17 protein-coding genes are annotated in these 17,317 nt (G+C 69.1%); 10 read left to right on the top strand and 7 right to left on the bottom strand.

Annotated elements, in window-relative coordinates; genetic code table 11:
- Nucleotides 1-5: 5 nt before the first annotated feature.
- A complete protein-coding gene (locus ACQP06_RS33550) occupies nucleotides 6-629 on the bottom strand; it encodes a peptide deformylase (protein ID WP_433668988.1) in 624 nt (207 codons plus the stop codon).
- A 205-nt stretch (nucleotides 630-834) separates the two neighbouring features.
- On the opposite strand from ACQP06_RS33550, the gene ACQP06_RS33545 reads away from it, so the two are divergent.
- The 5 genes from ACQP06_RS33545 to ACQP06_RS33525 all read left to right on the top strand — a co-directional run bounded on the left by ACQP06_RS33545 (nucleotide 835) and on the right by ACQP06_RS33525 (nucleotide 5,359).
- Nucleotides 835-1,152 (top strand): DUF3263 domain-containing protein, encoded by a 318-nt coding sequence (locus ACQP06_RS33545; RefSeq protein ID WP_379102288.1) that lies wholly within the window; start codon nucleotides 835-837, stop codon nucleotides 1,150-1,152.
- A 91-nt stretch (nucleotides 1,153-1,243) separates the two neighbouring features.
- Nucleotides 1,244-1,816 (top strand): LytR C-terminal domain-containing protein, encoded by a 573-nt coding sequence (locus tag ACQP06_RS33540; RefSeq protein WP_433668986.1) that lies wholly within the window; start codon nucleotides 1,244-1,246, stop codon nucleotides 1,814-1,816.
- A 151-nt stretch (nucleotides 1,817-1,967) separates the two neighbouring features.
- Nucleotides 1,968-2,645, top strand: a complete 678-nt coding sequence (gene sodC / locus ACQP06_RS33535; protein ID WP_433668984.1) for a superoxide dismutase[Cu-Zn] — start codon at nucleotides 1,968-1,970, stop codon at nucleotides 2,643-2,645.
- A 16-nt stretch (nucleotides 2,646-2,661) separates the two neighbouring features.
- Nucleotides 2,662-3,810, top strand: a complete 1,149-nt coding sequence (locus ACQP06_RS33530) for a glutamate--cysteine ligase (RefSeq protein WP_433668982.1) — start codon at nucleotides 2,662-2,664, stop codon at nucleotides 3,808-3,810.
- A gap of 184 nt (nucleotides 3,811-3,994) precedes the next feature.
- The gene (locus tag ACQP06_RS33525) at nucleotides 3,995-5,359 is read left to right on the top strand and encodes a DUF5933 domain-containing protein (RefSeq protein ID WP_433668981.1); all 1,365 of its coding nucleotides are present in this window, start codon (nucleotides 3,995-3,997) and stop codon (nucleotides 5,357-5,359) included.
- A gap of 12 nt (nucleotides 5,360-5,371) precedes the next feature.
- Here ACQP06_RS33525 and ACQP06_RS33520 read toward each other — a convergent pair whose 3' ends face one another.
- The 4 genes from ACQP06_RS33520 to ACQP06_RS33505 form a co-directional block, all read right to left on the bottom strand.
- Nucleotides 5,372-6,709 carry a hypothetical protein gene (locus ACQP06_RS33520; protein ID WP_433668979.1) on the bottom strand — a complete coding sequence of 446 codons (1,338 nt, stop codon included), beginning with the start codon at nucleotides 6,707-6,709 and terminating at the stop codon, nucleotides 5,372-5,374.
- Nucleotides 6,710-6,829: 120 nt separating this feature from the next.
- Complete coding sequence (locus ACQP06_RS33515) at nucleotides 6,830-9,100, bottom strand: AAA family ATPase (protein ID WP_433668977.1); 2,271 nt, start codon at nucleotides 9,098-9,100, stop codon at nucleotides 6,830-6,832.
- Nucleotides 9,101-9,153: 53 nt separating this feature from the next.
- Nucleotides 9,154-10,044, bottom strand: a complete 891-nt coding sequence (pssA, locus tag ACQP06_RS33510) for a CDP-diacylglycerol--serine O-phosphatidyltransferase (RefSeq protein ID WP_357284631.1) — start codon at nucleotides 10,042-10,044, stop codon at nucleotides 9,154-9,156.
- Nucleotides 10,041-10,757 (bottom strand): phosphatidylserine decarboxylase, encoded by a 717-nt coding sequence (locus ACQP06_RS33505; protein ID WP_433673506.1) that lies wholly within the window; start codon nucleotides 10,755-10,757, stop codon nucleotides 10,041-10,043. The genes pssA and ACQP06_RS33505 overlap by 4 nt, the downstream gene beginning before the upstream one ends.
- A 289-nt stretch (nucleotides 10,758-11,046) precedes the next feature.
- Between ACQP06_RS33505 and ACQP06_RS33500 the strand changes: the two genes are divergently transcribed.
- Nucleotides 11,047-12,075 carry a beta-ketoacyl-ACP synthase III gene (locus ACQP06_RS33500; RefSeq protein ID WP_433668976.1) on the top strand — a complete coding sequence of 343 codons (1,029 nt, stop codon included), beginning with the start codon at nucleotides 11,047-11,049 and terminating at the stop codon, nucleotides 12,073-12,075.
- 3 nt (nucleotides 12,076-12,078) lie between these two features.
- On the opposite strand, the gene ACQP06_RS33495 is transcribed toward ACQP06_RS33500, so the two are convergent.
- Nucleotides 12,079-12,777 (bottom strand): SIMPL domain-containing protein, encoded by a 699-nt coding sequence (locus tag ACQP06_RS33495; protein WP_433668975.1) that lies wholly within the window; start codon nucleotides 12,775-12,777, stop codon nucleotides 12,079-12,081.
- Between the two features lie 15 nt (nucleotides 12,778-12,792).
- A complete protein-coding gene (locus tag ACQP06_RS33490) occupies nucleotides 12,793-13,251 on the bottom strand; it encodes an SRPBCC family protein (protein ID WP_433668973.1) in 459 nt (152 codons plus the stop codon).
- A 261-nt stretch (nucleotides 13,252-13,512) separates the two neighbouring features.
- Here ACQP06_RS33490 and ACQP06_RS33485 point away from each other — a divergent pair, with 261 nt between their 5' ends.
- From ACQP06_RS33485 to ACQP06_RS33470, 4 genes are read left to right on the top strand one after another with little or no spacing between them, the layout of a single operon-like run.
- Nucleotides 13,513-13,713, top strand: a complete 201-nt coding sequence (locus tag ACQP06_RS33485) for a hypothetical protein (RefSeq protein ID WP_433668972.1) — start codon at nucleotides 13,513-13,515, stop codon at nucleotides 13,711-13,713.
- 18 nt (nucleotides 13,714-13,731) lie between these two features.
- A complete protein-coding gene (locus tag ACQP06_RS33480; RefSeq protein ID WP_433668970.1) occupies nucleotides 13,732-15,405 on the top strand; it encodes an FAD-dependent oxidoreductase in 1,674 nt (557 codons plus the stop codon).
- Between the two features lie 12 nt (nucleotides 15,406-15,417).
- The gene (locus tag ACQP06_RS33475) at nucleotides 15,418-16,899 is read left to right on the top strand and encodes an ATP-binding protein (RefSeq protein ID WP_433668968.1); all 1,482 of its coding nucleotides are present in this window, start codon (nucleotides 15,418-15,420) and stop codon (nucleotides 16,897-16,899) included.
- The gene (locus tag ACQP06_RS33470) at nucleotides 16,899-17,252 is read left to right on the top strand and encodes a UBP-type zinc finger domain-containing protein (protein ID WP_433668967.1); all 354 of its coding nucleotides are present in this window, start codon (nucleotides 16,899-16,901) and stop codon (nucleotides 17,250-17,252) included. The genes ACQP06_RS33475 and ACQP06_RS33470 overlap by 1 nt, the downstream gene beginning before the upstream one ends.
- Nucleotides 17,253-17,317: the final 65 nt, after the last annotated feature.

The following is a 17,317-nucleotide window of genomic DNA, read 5'->3' as shown; positions in this document are numbered from 1 at the left end:
ACCGATCAGTCGTCGAGATCGTCGTCGTCGTGTCCGAAGGGGTCCGGCACGGTGCCCGGGACCCAGCTCAAACCCGGCTTGCCCCAGCCGTTCCGCTTGATCGCCTTCTTCGCGGCGCGGGCATTGCGCCCGATCAGCACGTCCACGTAGACGAAGCCGTCCAGGTGACCGGTCTCGTGCTGCAGCATGCGGGCGAAGAAGCCGTGGCCCTCCAGCTCGACCGGCTCACCGTGCTCGTCGGTGCCGGTAACCTTGGCCCAGTCGGCGCGGCCGGTCGGGAACTGCTCGCCGGGGACCGACAGGCAGCCCTCGTCGTCATCGTCGGGATCGGGCATGGATTCGGGGATCTCGGAGGTCTCCAGCACCGGATTCACCACGCAGCCGCGGCGGCGGACGGTCTTGCCGTCCTCGGTCTCGTCCGGGCAGTCGTAGACGAAGACGCGCGGGGACAGCTCGTCCTCGTCGGCGATGATCACCTGATTGGCGGCCAGGCCCACCCCGTGCGCGGCGTCCATCGTCTCGTACATATCCGCGATCAGCTGCGCCAGCTCTTCCGGGGTCTGCGTGACCGGGGTGGTCGCGCGGTGCAGAACCGGGTCGCCGACAATGCGAATCGGGAGAATAGCCATGCTCAGCACCCTATAGTGCGGCGTTTACCGGGGTGATCACACCCTGGGGACGTGTCCGGATCGCTGCTCGGAACCCCCGACACGCCGGGGCCTACGTCACATAACACGCCGATCGGTACGCATCCCGTTGTCTGCGGCGCGTGGTTGAATGACACCGACGCACAAGCACCATATTCGTCTGGTGACCACTCGGCGAGGGAGCACTATGGACAGCGCAGCGGCACGCGACATGCCCGCAAGCGAGGACGGTCCTTCCGACGAGGATGGCGCGCACGGGCTTTCCCGCCGTGAGCTCGAGATTCTCGACTTCGAACGCAAATGGTGGAAGTACGCCGGTGCGAAGGAAGAAGCCATCCGCGAACTGTTCGACCTCTCGGCAACCCGCTACTACCAGGTCCTGAACGCGGTCGTCGACAAGCCCGAAGCGCTGGCGGCGGACCCGATGCTGGTCAAGCGCCTGCGGCGGCTGCGCGCCAGCCGCCAGAAGACCAGGGCCGCACGCCGTCTCGGTTTCCAGGTGTGAGCCGCGCCGCGACCGTGAGCCAGGTCTCCGCCGGGCCCGCGTCCGCGCTTGATCCCGCGCGGGCGGCCCTGCACCCATTAGGCTCGACGCCGTGAGCAACCCGAATTCGCCGGCCGGCGGTCCGCCGCTGCGGGCCCTGGCGATGGTCCTGATCGCGCTGGCCATCGTGTTCGCCGGGATCGGCGCGATGTCCCTGTCGAGTTCGGACTCCTCGGACAGCAGCGCCGGATCGACCTCCGAGGCCGCCACCACCACTGCGGCGCAGCAGAATTCGACCCAGGCGAGCACCCCGCCGGTGGCGCCCGCCTCCACCGCGCCCGCGACCACCACGGCCGCGCCCACCACGACCGCCGCCGCGCCGACCACCACCGCGGCCGCCGGCGTCGACAAGTCCCTCCCGATCCGGGTCTACAACAACGGCACCGTCGCCGGACTGGCCAAGAAGACCGGCGACCAGCTCAGCGGTGAGGGTTACAACATCACCGAGGTCGGCAACTATCCCGGCGGCGTCATCCCGAAAACCACCGTGTACTACGGCAGTTCGCCCAAGGAGCAGGCATTGGCCAAGGCCATCGCCGCGGAACTGGGCTGCGCCGCCGAACCCCGCTTCCCCGGGATCTCGGATTCGCCCACCGGCGTCATCGTCATCGTCACCGGCAGCTGAATCGTTGTCCGTCGGCCGCCGGAACGCCGCCCGAAAGAAACCGTGCGGCCCCTCCAAGGAACACAGGCACGGCTCTGGCATCATCTTGTCCGGTACGAACCTTGTCCAGTCAGCTTTCCCGATAAACTCGGACTCGTAAAGGAGTTCCCCGATGGCCTCGTCCTCAACTCGTCGCCCGTCCTGGTGGACTGTTGCTCCGGTGCTCGCGGTCGCGGCCCTGGGGCTCACCGCCTGCTCCAACAGCCAGGAATCGAGTGACGTCAAGGGGACGACCCCGCCGGTGTTCACCAGCTCGCCCGCTCCCGCGGGCGGTGCGACCGGCCATGGCACCGAGGGCGACAACAACGCCCCCCGGGAGTCCACCTCGGTCACCCTCAAGGACCCCTCCGGTGGCACCGTCGGCACCGCGTCCGTCGTGAAGGTGGGCAACCACCTCGAGATCACCGTCGAAGCCCACGGCCTCAAGCCCGGCTTCCACGGCCTGCACATCCACCAGTTCGGCAAGTGCGAGACCAACTCCACCGCCCCCTCCGGCGGCGCGCCCGGCGACTTCCTGTCCGCCGGCGGCCACCTGCAGGTCGGTGAGCAGAACGCGCACCCCGCCAGCGGCGACCTGGACTCGCTCCAGGTGCTCAAGGACGGCACCGCCAAGCTGGTCACCACCACCGACGCCGTCACCCTCGAGGAGATCAAGGGCAAGGCCCTGATCATCCACGCCGGCGCCGACAACTTCGGCAACATTCCCACCCGGTACGCGCCCGCACCGGATGCGGACACCCTCGCGACCGGCGACGCGGGTGCACGGGTCGCCTGCGGCGTCGTCGCCTGAACCCTTTGAGGTGAGCATGGCCGGGGCAGGCATTTCGAAGGTCCCCTTCAATTCATCGCCCCGGCCCACGCTCGGCGTGGAATGGGAGGTCGCGCTCGTCGACAAGACGACGCGTGACCTGTCCAATACCGCCGCCGCCGTTTTCGAAGCCTGTGGTGATCTGCGCGCCTGGGACGGCACTCCGCAGATCACCAAGGAACTCCTGAAGAACACCGTCGAACTGGTCTCCGGCAAGCACGACACCGTGAGCGAGGTCGTCGACGAACTGCGCGCCACCCAGGACGCCGTGCGCCGCGCCGCCGACCAGGTCGGCGTCGACCTGTTCTGCGCGGGCACCCACCCGTTCGCGCAATGGTCCACCCAACAGCTCACGCGCAGTGCGCATTACGACGAACTCATCGAGCGCACCCAGTGGTGGGGCCGCCAGATGCTGATCTGGGGCGTGCACGTGCACGTGGGAATCTCGCACCCGGACAAGGTCTTCCCGATCCTCAACGCCATGCTGCCGGCGTACCCGCACCTGCTGGCGCTGTCCGCCTCCTCACCCATGTGGGCCGGCGTCGACACCGGCTACGCCAGCAACCGGGCGCTCATGTTCCAGCAGCTGCCCACCGCCGGACTGCCCTTCCAATTCGACAATTGGGGCCAGTTCGAGGGTTTCGTGCACGACCAGATGAAAACCGGTGTGATCGAACAGATCGGCGGTATGCACTGGGACATCCGGCCCGCACCCAAATGGGGCACCATCGAGGTGCGCATCTGCGACGGCATCCCCACCAAGGCCGAACTGGCCGCCATCGTGGCCCTGATCCACTCCCTCGTGGTCGATCTCGACCGGCGGGTGGAGAACGGCGAAGCCCTGCCCGCCATCCTGCCGCCCTGGCACGTGCAGGAGAACAAGTGGCGCGCAGCGCGATACGGGCTCGACGCCATCATCATCACCGACGCCGACAGCAACGAGCGGCTCGTCACCGACGACCTCATGGACCTGCTCAACCGGCTCGAACCGACCGCCAAGAGCCTCGGCTGCGAGAACGAGCTCGCCATGGTCGCCGACATCCCCAAGCGCGGCGCGTCCTATCAGCGCCAGCGCCGGGTGGCCGCGGCCGCGCAGGGCGATCTGGTCGCGGTGGTCGACTCGCTGGTCCACGAACTCGAGCAGTGACGGCGGGGCGGGACGCCTCACCGTCGCGAGTTACGTTGCTGTGATTTCAGTTACGCGATTCTGCGGCCGCTGTACGCCGTGGCCAGCGGCGATACCACGCTGACCGGGGGCTGTTCATCCGGGGTGGGATGCGGCGTTCAACTGTCCATGGGGTCGGCGTTCACACGGCGTTTACTATGGCTGGATGTTGCTCGACGATCCGCGCTCCCAGGCCGGCGGTGCAGCACGCCGATCAGGGATGCGGATGCCGTCGCCGCGCGTCCGGTTGACGGCCGTGCTGACCCTCGGCGCACTGGCGCTCCTGGTCCTGCAGATCGTCGCCTCCCGGCATCACTTCACCGGTCCGCTGGAGAGCATCTGGGCCGACTTCGCGGGCAATGCCAAATCCTTCACGGTGCCGTGGGCCGGACTCGGCCTCGCGCTCATCGGACTGAACTGGCGGCGGCGCTTCGTGGCCGTCGGCACGGCGCTCGGCATCGACGTCGCCTACCAGACGATCCGCGGCCTCTCCGGCGGTCCGCTCGCCATGGGCAACGGGCCGGTGCTCGTGCTGCTCGGCATCCTCGGGCTCGCCCTCTGGCGGTGGCAGGGCAAGGACCGCTCCAACGCGCTGCACGCCGCCGCGCTCGGCATCCTGCTCGTGCTGTCCAGCAAGGTCGCCGACGTCTGGCTCGGCATCACCGTGCTCGCCGGACCCCGCGTCCTCGACGAGCACATCGTGCTGGTGGACCACGCCCTCGGCGACCCGTCCTGGATGGTCGGGCAACTGCTCGAATGGCTGGGGCCGGTGGCTTCCGCTGTCCTGCACTGGGTTTACATCGAACTGCCCGTCGGCGCGATGATCGTGACCATCTGGCAGCTGCGCAACGTCGTGAAGACGGGCCAGTGGCCGGGGCACTACCTGGTGCGGACCTTCCTGGTGATCGGGCTGATCGGGCCGCTCTTCTACGTCATCTTCCCGGTCGTCGGACCGATCTTCGCCTACGGCACGGAAGGGCACGCCTTTTCGCTCGGCACCTACTGGCCGAATGTGGTGCCGCCGGTGGACCTCTCGCCCGGCTCGATCGCCTTCGACCGATTCGCCCCGCGCAACTGCATGCCGTCGCTGCACACCGCGTGGGCGCTGTCGATCTTCGTCCACTCCCGCCGCGACCCGCTGACCGGCGCGCCCGCCCCGACCTGGCTGCGCTGGGGCGGAACCTTCTGGCTGCTCGCCACCATCGGGGCCACCCTGGGCTTCGGGTACCACTACGGCGCGGACCTGGTGGCGGGCGCGGTGCTGTGCCTGGCCATCGAATCCGCGCTGCGCGCACCCGAACGTGGCTGGGACCGCGCCCGCGTCCAGCTGGTCGGCACGGGGGCCGCGCTGTTCGCCGGACTGCTGCTGTCCTACCGGTACCTGTCGGTCGAATTCGCCGAGCACCCGCTCCCGGCGGGCGCCCTCGTGATCGGCCTGTTCGCCGCCTACGTGACGGCCTTCTACCGGACCTGGTTCGCCGAACCCGGCACCGCTCCGGCCGCGCAACTGGACATCGCCGCCCGCGCCTGACCGTTCCCCGGTCTAGCCCGCGGTGCTCCCGTTCGACGACCCCTCGGGCGGGGTGGCCGCGGACGGCACCGGCAGCGGCCGCAACCGTCGCAGCAGGAACATGCCCGCCAGGCAGCCGCCCGCCACCAGCACCGAGGTCCAGCCCGGCGTCGCGGTGGACCCCGAGCTGACCGAGCACATCCCCGAATTGCCCGACAGCATCGCGTAATCACCGCGCGCCACGTAATCCCGCATGCCCAGCACCGCCGACGGCACGAACAACAGGCTGGTCCCCAGCACCCGGCTCGGCACGTACCGCGGCCGGGCCGCCAGCAGGCCGAAACCGAGCAGCCAGGACACCAGCGCCGCGCTGCCCACGATCAGCCACGCCTCGGAGGCGTCACTGGTGAGCGCCGTCGACACCCCGACCAGCATGGACAGCCACAGGGCCGGCATCGGCCCGGACACCTGACTGCCCGCCCACATGCCGCACGCGCTCGCCGCCACCAGCAGCGGAATCGACCAGGCCGGCATCTCCGCCGCGATGGTCGCCGCGCCCACCGCGCCGACGCCCACCGCGATCAGCACGATCTCCCCGTCCCGCCCCGGCAGCAACATCGACGCGATCATGGCGGTGCCGACCGAGGTCACCACGGCGAGGACGATGCCCGCCACGCTGCCGCCGTGCCGGGCCAGCCACTCCGCGCTGAACAGGGTGATCAGCACCAGCAGCGTGCCCGCCAGGATCGGAGCCAGCGGCAGCTCGATCGACAGCCGTTGCGCGGCCGGTCCCTTCCTGTTGATCAACAGGGAGGCCACGGCCAGCGCGAAGGCCAGCAGCACCATCCACATGGGCGGCATGCCGGAGGCGTGCCAGTGGTTCCGCAGATTGTCGGTGATGCTGCCGCCGCCCACCCGCGGCACCGGATTCACCGAACCCAGCAACAGACTGATCAGAATGCCCAGCGTCCAGGCGAAGGCGGGCAGCTTGTGATGCAGCACCGCCGCCCCGAGCGCGCCCAGGATTACGCCGCCCGACAGGGAGTCGATGAAGTTCATGGTCGACAGCGAGGAATTCGGGTCGCCCGCGTGGCCCAGGACGTGATTGGCGACCAGCACCAGCAGCCCGCCCACCGTGGTCGACCAGGCCACCGACGGGCTGCCCAAGGTGGTGATCAGCACCGCCGTGATCATGGCGATGAGCACGCCCGCCGCAATGGCGCGGGGCAGGCTGTAGGCGAGCAGATCCAGTTGCAGGGCGGAACTTTGTGAGGTCCAGCCGAAGTCGATGGGCAAGGTCAGCGCGAGGCCAGCAACCAGTGCTGCGACCAGTGCAGTGATCGTTTCGGTAGCGACCTTGTACGACCTCACCTGCGCAAAATTACCGGCCCCAGGGGTGTCGATCGGTCCGACTCGCTTACTTTGTAGATTTTTGGCGAACTTCCGGCCACATTCGGGCGTAGGCGGATGAATCAGACCGGGCGCATCAAATCAGACATAGCCCGACGGGTCGCCGGGCGGACCCGACATCTCCCGCTTCGCGGCGAACAAGCGCAATGACTCCACCTGCACCGGATCCAGCGACGGCCGTACCGCCTTACGCGCGGACGCCACATCCGCCGCCGTCACCTCCCCGGCGTCCACATCGCGGCGCATGGCGGCCAGCGCCGCCTCCCGCAACAGGGCCGAACAGTCCGCCGCCGAATAGCCGTCCAGTTCACGGGCCAGCCGCCGCAGATTCACATCCTTGGCCAGCGGCACCGATTTCGCCGCGGTGCGCAGGATCTCGGCCCGGGCGTCGGCGTCCGGCGGTGGCACGAACACCAGCCGCTCCAACCGGCCCGGCCGGGTCAGCGCCGAATCGATCAGATCCGGGCGGTTGGTCGCGCCGACCACCACCACGTCCCGCAGCGGCTCCACCCCGTCCAGCTCGGTGAGCAGGGCCGCCACCACCCGGTCCGACACCCCCGAATCCGAGGACTGCCCGCGTTGCGGCGCCAGCGCGTCCACCTCGTCGAGGAAGATCAGCGACGGCGCGGAATCGCGTGCGCGCTGGAACAACTCGCGCACCGCCCGCTCCGAGGAGCCGACCCACTTGTCCATCAGCTCCGCGCCCTTCACGGCGTGCACGCTCAACTGCCCGGACCCGGCCAGCGCCCGCACCAGGAAGGTCTTGCCGCAGCCCGGCGGCCCGTACAGCAGCACCCCGCGCGGCGGCTCGATCCCCAGGCGCGCGAACGAATCCGGATGCTTCAGCGGCCACAACACCGCCTCGGTCAACGCCTGCTTGGTCTCCACCATGTCGCCGACATCGTCGAGACTCAGGTTGCCGATGGACAATTCCTCCGACCCGGACCGCGACAGCGGGCGGATCACCTCCAACGCCCCGGCCAGATCCTCCTGCCGCAGTACCGGATCCACGTCCTGACCGCTGTCGTGGTGTTCGCGGCTGGCCCGGGCCGCCGCCCGCAGCGCCGCCTCGCGGACCAGCGCCGCCAGATCCGACACCACGAATCCCGGTGTCCGCAGCGCGATCTCGTCGACCTTCAGATCCTCGGTCGGGGCCTTGCGCAACAACTGCTCGAGCAGCGCGGCCCGTACCGCGGCGGTCGGCAGCGGCAGCGACACCTGCCGGTCGAACAGTTCGGGCCCGCGCAGGCGCGCGTCCAGGCCCAATGGATTCGAGGTGGTCGCCAGCACCGCCACCGCGGGCAGCGCGATCGCCCGGCGCAGCTGGTCCAGGATCATGGTGGCCACCGGCTCGGCCTCGGCCGGCAGCAGCGCGTCGATATCGGTGATCAGCAGGACTCCGCCCGCGCCGGAACCGATCTCCTGCATCGTGTCGCCGACATCGCGGAACCGCTGGCCGCTCTCGGTCGCGCCGATCGCCGGGCCGTCCAGTTCCACCAGCCGCCGCGAGCCCACCACCGCCCGCGCCAGCGTCGCCTTGCCGACGCCCGCCGGGCCCGTGATCAGCACGCCCAGTTGCGAACTCGCGCCCAGCGCCTTCAGCAGCTCGGGCTCGTCCAACGCCAGATTCAGCCACTCCCGCAGCTTCGCGGCCTGGGCCTGCACCCCGGCCAGATCGGCGACGGCCACCGCCGAGGTCGGGGCGGTCGTCACCGGGCGCTCGGGGGCGACGATCGGCGAACTGTCGAGAGGGACGTCGTCGAGCAGGCCGAGCGGGGCGTCGGTCGAGCTGAAGGTCGTGCCCAGCGTCACCGCCGTACTCGGCAGGATGGTGACCGGGCCCGGGTACGGCTCGGTGGCCACCACCGTCAGCACCTCGGAGGTCCAGGCGATCCCCAAGCCCTTCAACGCCTTCCGGGCCGCGGCCGGATTGTCGCGGGGCAGCAGGTCGCGCGGGAGCAGGGTGACGGTGTCGCCCACGGTGACGATCTTCCCCAGCAGCGCCTGCCGCAGCGTCGACTCCGGAATCGCGGCCATGGCCAGCGACGAGCCCGTCACCGAGACGCGGCGGGCGTCGGTCTCGATGGCCGGGGCGATGGTGACGTCACCGCCGTCGCGGACCTTCGCGTTCGACAGCGTCACCTCGTCGAGTAGCGCGACGCCGGTGCCGAAGCCCTGCGACGGTTTGAACGTCCCCACCACGGCCGTGGTGCGCCGCCCACCGGTCAGGGTGACTCCCTGCCCCGGATGCAGGGCCAGCGCCATCAGGACTTCGGGATGCAGGCGCACCAGCCCCCAGCGGGCGTCGCCGCCCGAGGAGTTGCGTTGCGCGGTCAGCGTGAATTCCGGCACCCGTCAATTCTGCCCGCGGGAACCGGCCGCCGGTGACTATCCGCGCGGGCCGGTCATCCGCGCTGGCCGGGACGGCGTAGCCGCAGCCGCGCCGTCGACACCCGCGGCACCCGTCCGGCCAGCGGACGTTCGCGGCGCTGCGCCTTGCGCTGGGCGCGGCGTTCGGCGGGCTTGTGGTTCCAGGTCTCCGGTCGGGCGGCCACCCAGCGCGCGGAGTGCACCGCGAACGGGATGTGGCCCAGGTACAGCACCACCAGCGCCATCATCAGGATCAGCGGGTAGGTGACCAGCAGCGCGGCCGCCAGGGCGACCAGCACCAGCAGGATCGGCGCGGTCCGCGGGGCCACCGACACCGACTTGACGGCCAGCGTCGGCAGCGTGCTCACGCACAGCAGGCCGGTCAGCACGGTCCACACCGCCACCATCGGGAAGCTCACCCACCAGCCGTCGCCGAACTGCTCCGACAGCGCGATGGGTGTCAGCACGATCAACGCGCCCGCGGGCGCGGGCACCCCGACGAAGTACTCCCGCTGCCAGTCCGGCCGGTTGTCGTCGTCCATCAGGGTGTTGAACCGGGCCAGCCGCAACACCATGCAGACCGCGAACATCAAGGCCAGCACCCAGCCGATGCTGTCGGCGTGCAGGAAGGTCACGTACAGCACCAGGGCGGGCGTGACGCCGAACGCGATGGCGTCCGACAGCGAATCCAGTTCCGCGCCCATCTTGGAGGTGGCGTCCAGCATGCGGGCGATCCGGCCGTCCAGCATGTCGAACACCGCGGCCGCGCCGACCAGCGCCAGCGCGAACCCCAGCTGCCCCTGGATGGCGAACTTCACCGCCGACAGGCCCGAGCACAGGCCGAGCACGGTGACCATGCTGGGCAGCAGCCGGATGGTGCGGTTGCGGCGGCGCGCAGACGGCGCGGGCGCGAGTTGCTCCATCATGAATCCAGTTCGGCCAGTACCGTTTCCGCACCGATGGTGCGCTGCCCGGGGGTGACCAACAGTTTGGTCCCGGCCGGGAAGTAGGTGTCGACGCGCGATCCGAAACGGATCAGGCCGTAGGTGTCGCCGATGCTCAGCTTGTCGCCGGCCTCGGCCTCGCACACGATGCGCCGCGCCAGCAGACCGGCGATCTGCACGACCACGATCCGCTGCCCCGACTCGGTCTCGATGACCATGCTGTTGCGCTCGTTGCGGTCGCTGGCCTCGGGCAGGTCGGCCGAGAGGAAGTGGCCCTTCTGGTAGGCGACCTGCTCCACCAGGCCGCTCACCGGCACCCGCTGCACGTGCACGTCCAGCACCGACAGGAAGATGCTCACCCGCGGCAGCGGGGCGTCACCCAGGCCGAGCTCGGCCGGCGGCACCGCGGTGTCGACCAGGGCCACCTCGCCGTCGGCGGGCGCGACCACCACGCCGGGGCGGTTCGGCGGCACCCGGTGCGGGTGCCGGAAGAACGTCGCACAGGCCGCGGCGGCGGCCAATCCGGTGCGCCGCACCCACTTCCGGCGGAAGCCCAGCGCGGCCACCGCCAGCGGCGCCGCCACGAACGGCAGGCCGGCCGGGTGCAGCGGTGGAATGGAGGATCGGACCAGGTCGGCCACGTGACCGAGTCCGGTCGTTTCCGGGGTGCCGGGCGGGGTGGGGCGACGGGCCACGAGCTCCTCTTTCATGCGCGGATGGTTGCGGTCATAGACCGCGTCACACACTACGGGAAGCGCGTCGGACGCTCGCGTTCTCGGTTGCCGAAGGCCTCGGAGAACGATCTTCCGGCGGTATGTGAAGCACTGGTCAACGTATGCCTAATTGTGAGCGGAAGCACATACATGAGAAGCTGTCCGGATTAAGCTGAGGGAGCCTCATGTATGCGGCGTTTCGGCCGCCGGGGTGGGGAACTCGATGAAGGTCACGTTCGACGCGCAGTACGCAGTACATAAGGGAGAACCAATGTCTGCTCGAATTGCCTCGATCAGCGGGGCAGAGCACACGGCAATGCTCGGGCTCGGCGTGTACCGGCCGGAGCGAATCGTCACCAATGACGAGGTGGCGGGGCCGATAGATTCCAGCGACGAATGGATCCGGACCCGGTCCGGCATCCGTACCCGGCGCTTCGCCTCCGCCGAGGAGACGATCATCAGCATGAGCGCCGCGGCCGCCCGCGACGCCATCGACGCCGCGGAAGTCGATCCCGCCACGATCGACTGTGTCATCGTCGCGACCTCTACCTGGCTGTTGCTGACACCTGCCGCGGCTCCGCAGATCGCCACCGAACTCGGCCTGCAGAATGTGGCCGCCTTCGACGTCTCGGCCGGGTGCGCGGGCTTCTGCCACGCGGTCGCGTTGGCCTCGGATCTGGTCAAGGGCGGTACCGCCCGCAACGCGCTGGTCATCGGCGTGGAGAAGCTCACCACCACGGTCAACCCGAAGGACCGTGGCACGGCTTTCCTGTTCGCCGACGGCGCGGGCGCGGTGGTGATCGGCCCGTCCGACGAAGCCGGGATCGGGCCCACCGTATGGGGCTCGGACGGCACCCAGCACCGCGCGATCCGCCAGGACAAGGACTGGATGGAGTTCTTCGCCGAGATCGATGAACGCGGTCTCGACGCCGTCCGGCCCTATCTCGCCATGGAGGGTACGGCCGTGTTCCGCTGGGCCGCACACTCTTTGGAGAAGGTCTGCCGCGATGCCATCGAGGTGGCCGGGCTGACCCCCGCCGATCTGGACGCCATGGTTCCGCACCAGGCCAACGGCCGGATCATCGAGATCATGGCCCGGGTGCTGAAACTTCCCGAGGACTGCGCCCTGGCCAATGACATCGAGGAGGCCGGCAACACCTCCGCCGCCTCGATACCGCTGGCCATGGAGGCCATGATGCGCAAGGGCGACGCCAAACCCGGCGGCACCGCCCTGCTCATCGCCTTCGGTGCGGGCCTGTCCTACGCGGCCCAGGTGGTCCAGTTGCCGAACTGGAAGTAGCGGTCAGTCCATATCCCAGGCGGCGGTCACGGTGAACGTGACCGTCTGCTGGCCTGGCTCGAGGTTGATGGTGGGCGCGGCCCCGGAGGGCAGGGCGTCCTTGTACATCGGCGTCGGGGTGGTTCCGCTGCCGTTCTCGCTGATGGTCTTGACCTTCTTCAGCTTCAGCCCGGACAGGTCCGCGTACTGCTGGGCGCGGCTCTTGGCGTCCTCGAAGGCGCGGGCGCGGGCGTCGGCCAGCAGCTTGGTGTTGTCCTCGAGCCCGAAGGCGACCGAGCTGATGCGGGTGTCGTTGCCGCCCGCCTGCACCGCGGCCGACAGGATGCCGGACGCCTTGGGCAGGTCCCGCACGGCCACGTGCATGGTGTTGGTGGCGCGATAGCCGGTGATGGTGCGTCCCTCCGGCCCGTAAGCGGGCTGGACGGACAGGTCGCTGGTCTTGATGTCCTCGCGCTTGGCGCCCGCGGTGACCATGGCGTCGGTGATGGCCTTCGCCTTGGCATTGGCCTGATCGACCGCCGCGGACACGTCGGTCGCGCTGACCTCGGTGCCGAGGTCGGCATTGAGCACATCCGGGGTGCCCTGGACCTTGCCGGTGCCGGTGACCGTCACGGTGCGGTCGCCCGAATCGGAGCTACCGCATCCGGTCGCCAGCATCGCGACACCGGCGGCCGCGGCGCAGATCGCTGTGAGTCGTCGCATAGGCCGAACCTACGCTCAGCGCTCCAGAAGTTCCTTGATCCGGCCGAGGGTTTCGTTCATGCCGTCGACCAGCCCGCCCTCGAAGGCCGCCTCGCCGCCGAAGACCTTGTCGATGGTGAACTGCAGCCAGCCCGGCAGTTTGCCCTTGGGCACGTCGCGGCGCTGGGTCACCTTCGTGCCGCCGTCGGCGGTGGGCTCGAGGGTGTAGCTCCAGACGGTGCCGTTCTCGTTCATTCGGAACGCCAGCGCGTGGTTGGGCTCGAAGCGCACGATCCGCGAGGTGCTCGGGTACACGTAGCCCTCGGCCTTGTTCAGGTTCACCGTCCAGGTGCCGGTGCGGACCGTGCGGCCCAGCGGCTGCATGCGCAGGGTGTTGGGGCTGAACTCGCGGATCCGCTGCAGGTCGGAGACGACGCTCCAGACCTTGTCCGGCGCGGCCGCGATATCGATGCTGGCTTCGAGGGTGTTCGGCAACGCTGCCTCCGGGGACGTGACGGTCGGTTACGGGCATCCTAGTTCGCGTGGCCTGGGTCACCAGGCGGCCGTGGCGTGGATCACCCGCCCCGACCTGGGCGTATGAAATGTGACCCGGGGTCATTCCGGGCGACGAGATCGCTTGGGTCACATTGTTGGGGTGTTGATGTCCGAAATGTAATGGCTGGCGCACAATATGAGATAAACGAAGTTACAGACACAGCCACCTGCTTCCGATTGGGAAACGTGAGGTGATCGGCCGTGAACCTGCGTTCGCTTCTGCATCTGGAGAGCAAGACCGTCCCGCTCCTCCCCGCTGACGGGCCCGGTACCGATGCGGATTCCGCCGAATCCAAACCGCCAGGGACGTCCGGCCGCAAGGCGAATCGGGCGCTCGAGGAACGCCTCGAGCGATTATTGACTCCGACCGAGATGGATCTCATTCAGCATCACCGAATTTGAGTCCGCGATACTGGTCAGGTGACTTCACCCTCTGCCGTCAAGCCGGCCATTCTCAGCGTCGACGACGACCCTGGCGTGTCGCGGGCCGTCGTGCGCGATCTGCGCCGCCGGTACGGGGCGGATTACCGGATTCTGCGGGCGGAGTCCGGCGCGGACGCCCTCGATGCCCTGCGTGAGATGAAACTGCGCGGCCAGCCGGCCGCGGTGCTGATCGCCGACTACCGGATGCCCGGGATGAACGGCGTCGAATTCCTCGAACAGGCGATGGACCTGCACCCCTACGCCCGCCGGGTGCTGCTCACCGCCTACGCGGACACCAATGCCGCCATCGAGGCCATCAATGTGGTGGACCTCGACCACTACCTGCTCAAGCCGTGGGACCCGCCGGAGGAGAAGCTCTACCCGGTCGTCGACGCCCTGCTGGAGGCCTGGCGCGGCGACGAGCACAAGCCGGTGACCGAGACCAAGGTGGTGGGCCACCGCTGGTCGGCCCGCTGCTCGGAGGTGCGGGAGTTCCTGGCGCGCAACCAGTTGCCGTATCGCTGGTACCAGGTCGACGAGCCGGAGGGCGCGCGCCTGCTGACCGCGGCGAACGCCACCGAGGACCAGTGCCCGGTCATCATCAACCCCGGCGGCGACGTGCTGATCATGCCGACCGACGCGCAGCTGGCCGAGGGCGTCGGCCTCAATACCGACGCCTCCAGCGACTTCTACGACCTGATCGTGGTCGGCGGCGGACCCGCCGGGCTGGGCGCGGCCGTCTACGGCGCCTCCGAGGGCCTGCGCACCGTGCTCGTGGAACGCACCGCCACCGGCGGCCAGGCCGGGCAGAGCTCCCGCATCGAGAACTACCTCGGCTTCCCCGACGGCCTGTCCGGCGCCCAGCTCGCCGACCGGGCCCGCCGCCAGGCCGTGAAGTTCGGGGCCGAACTGATCACCGCCCGCGAGGTGGTGGGCCTGGAGGCCTGTGGTTCGGCGCGCGTGGTGAAGTTCGCCGACGGCGGCAGTGTCGCCGCGCATTCGGTGCTGATCGCCACCGGCGTCAACTACCGCCACCACCCGGCCCCCGGCGTCGACGAATACACCGGCCGCGGCGTCTATTACGGCTCCGCCATGACCGAGGCCAGCGATTGCGCCGGCAAGGACGTCTACATCGTGGGCGGCGCGAACTCGGCGGGTCAGGCCGCGGTGTTCCTGTCCCGGCGCGCCCGCACGGTGCACATCCTGGTGCGCGGTGAATCGCTCGAGGCGTCCATGTCGCACTACCTGATCCAGCAGATCGCGCAGATCCCGAACATCAAGGTGCACACCCGCACCGAGGTGGTGTCCGCCGACGGCGACGACCACCTGGAACGGATCGTGCTGCGCGACAACGTCTCCGGGACGGAAGAGAAGGTGGACGCCGAACGGTTGTTCCTGTTCATCGGCGCCGCACCGGAAACCGACTGGCTCGAGGGCATCGTCAAACGCGACGACGCCGGCTACGTGCTGGCCGGACCCGACCTCATGGTGGACGGCGAACGGCCCGCGGGCTGGGAACTCCCGCGTCCCCCACAGCATCTGGAGACCAGCGTGCCCGGCGTCTTCGTCGCCGGTGACGTGCGTTCGGAATCGGCGAAGCGGGTGGCCTCGGCGGTCGGCGAGGGCGCGATGGCCGTCATGCTGGTGCACCGCTGGCTTGCGAAACAGTAGGAGTAGGCGCATATGGGCAACACCCGATTGATCTGCGACCCGAACGAACTGCGGCACCTGTTCCTGTTCGAGAAGCTCGACGACGAGCAGCTGGCCTGGCTGTGCCGCGACGGCCGGGTCGAAATGTTCGAGCCCGGACTGGTTTTCCGCGAGGGCGACCCGGCCACCTGCTTCTACGTCCTGATGGACGGCGAGGTCCGGATGACCAAGAACTCGGGCGGCGAGGAGATCGAACTCGTCCGCACCGAGCACGTCGGCTCGTACTCGGGCGCGTGGACCGCCTACATGGGCGACAAGGTCGAGCAGACCTACACCGCGTCCTTCTACGTGACCCGGCCCTCGAAGTTCTTCGTCCTCGACGCGGGCACCTTCGCGAAGATGATGCAGGACTGGTTCCCGATGGCGCTGCACCTGCTGGAGGGCGTCTTCTTCGGCAACCGCAATGCCAACGAGCGCATCGGCCAGCGGGAACGGCTGCTGGCGCTGGGTTCGCTGTCGGCGGGCCTGACCCACGAGCTGAACAACCCGGCCGCGGCCGCGGTGCGCGCCACCTCGTCGCTGCGCGAGCGGGTGGCCGGGATGCGGCACAAGCTGCGCATGATGGCGCACGGCAAGTTCAATTCGGAGACGCTCGAGGCGCTGGCCCAGTTGCAGGAGGAGGCGGCCGCGCAGGTCGCCAAGGCGCCGGTGCTGACGCCGCTGGAGGCCGCCGACCGCGAGGACGAGCTGGGCGACTGGCTCGAGGACCACGGGGTCGGCAACGGCTGGGACATCGCGCCCAACTTCGTGCAGGCCGGGTTCGACCTGGACTGGATGGAGAAGGTGCACGGCACCCTGTCCGGTTGTGGCGGAGACGTTTTCGAGGCGGCCATGCGCTGGCTCAACTACACCGTCGAGACCGAGTTGCTGATGAACGAGATCACCGACTCGACCAACCGGATCTCCTCGCTGGTGAACGCGGCCAAGCAGTATTCGCAGATGGACCGGGCCCCGTTCCAGGTGGTGGATCTGCACGAACTGCTGGACAGCACGCTGGTCATGCTGGCCCGCAAGATCGGTGACGACATCACCGTGGTCAAGGAGTACGACCCGGCGCTGCCGCCGGTGCCGTGCTACGCGGCCGAGCTCAACCAGGTGTGGACGAATCTGATCGACAACGCCGTGTCCGCGATGGGCGGGCGCGGTACGCTCAGCGTCCGTACCTATCGCGAGAACGAGTGCGCGGCAGTGGAAATCGGCGATACCGGGCCGGGCGTGCCGGACGAGATCCGCACCCGGATCTTCGAACCGTTCTTCACCACCAAACCGGTCGGCGAGGGCACGGGGCTGGGCCTGGACATCTCCTTCCGGATCGTGGTGAACAAGCATCACGGCGATATCCGGGTCGAATCCGAGCCCGGGAACACGCGTTTCATCGTGCGGCTGCCGCTGGAGGTGGCGAACCCGGCCCCGGCCGAGGCCGACGCGGAACCGGCGACGACAGGAGGCAACTGATGACCGAGCAGATCAAGGGCATCGATCCGAGCGTTCCGCCCAGCGGGGCGGGCTGTCTGGAATGCGACGCCGCGGGCGGCTGGTGGTTCCATCTGCGGCGCTGCGCGGAGTGCGGCCATGTCGGTTGCTGTGACAATTCGCCGAGTCAGCACGGCACCAAGCACTTCCGGGAGACCGGGCATCCCTTCATCCAGAGCTACGAGCCCGGCGAGGACTGGTTCTACAACTTCGAGACCGAGGACATGTACAGCGGCGGTCCCGACCTGGCCGCCCCGACCTCGCATCCGGCCGATCAGGGGGTGCCGGGTCCGCGCGATCGGGTGCCCGCGGACTGGCGGCAGCGCTTGAACTGACCCGCTCTGCGGCCGGTAAAGACCGGCCGACCAGACTTTTCCTTTCCGGCTCCGGCGGAGCCGGG

The sequence above is a fragment of the Nocardia sp. CA-136227 genome (assembly GCF_050955695.1).
Lineage (GTDB): Bacteria > Actinomycetota > Actinomycetes > Mycobacteriales > Mycobacteriaceae > Nocardia.
This window is presented reverse-complemented; position numbering and strand designations above follow the sequence as displayed.

Excerpts from the sequence above, each read along its gene's own strand:
- ACQP06_RS33550 (WP_433668988.1), bottom strand. The coding sequence starts at position 629 with ATGGCTATTCTCCCGATTCGCATTGTCGGCGACCCGGTTCTGCACCGC.
- ACQP06_RS33525 (WP_433668981.1), top strand. The coding sequence starts at position 3,995 with ATGTTGCTCGACGATCCGCGCTCCCAGGCCGGCGGTGCAGCACGCCGA.
- ACQP06_RS33475 (WP_433668968.1), top strand. The coding sequence starts at position 15,418 with ATGGGCAACACCCGATTGATCTGCGACCCGAACGAACTGCGGCACCTG.
- ACQP06_RS33545 (WP_379102288.1), top strand. The coding sequence starts at position 835 with ATGGACAGCGCAGCGGCACGCGACATGCCCGCAAGCGAGGACGGTCCT.
- ACQP06_RS33470 (WP_433668967.1), top strand. The coding sequence starts at position 16,899 with ATGACCGAGCAGATCAAGGGCATCGATCCGAGCGTTCCGCCCAGCGGG.
- pssA (WP_357284631.1), bottom strand. The coding sequence starts at position 10,044 with ATGATGGAGCAACTCGCGCCCGCGCCGTCTGCGCGCCGCCGCAACCGC.
- ACQP06_RS33495 (WP_433668975.1), bottom strand. The coding sequence starts at position 12,777 with ATGCGACGACTCACAGCGATCTGCGCCGCGGCCGCCGGTGTCGCGATG.
- ACQP06_RS33530 (WP_433668982.1), top strand. The coding sequence starts at position 2,662 with ATGGCCGGGGCAGGCATTTCGAAGGTCCCCTTCAATTCATCGCCCCGG.
- ACQP06_RS33500 (WP_433668976.1), top strand. The coding sequence starts at position 11,047 with ATGTCTGCTCGAATTGCCTCGATCAGCGGGGCAGAGCACACGGCAATG.
- sodC (WP_433668984.1), top strand. The coding sequence starts at position 1,968 with ATGGCCTCGTCCTCAACTCGTCGCCCGTCCTGGTGGACTGTTGCTCCG.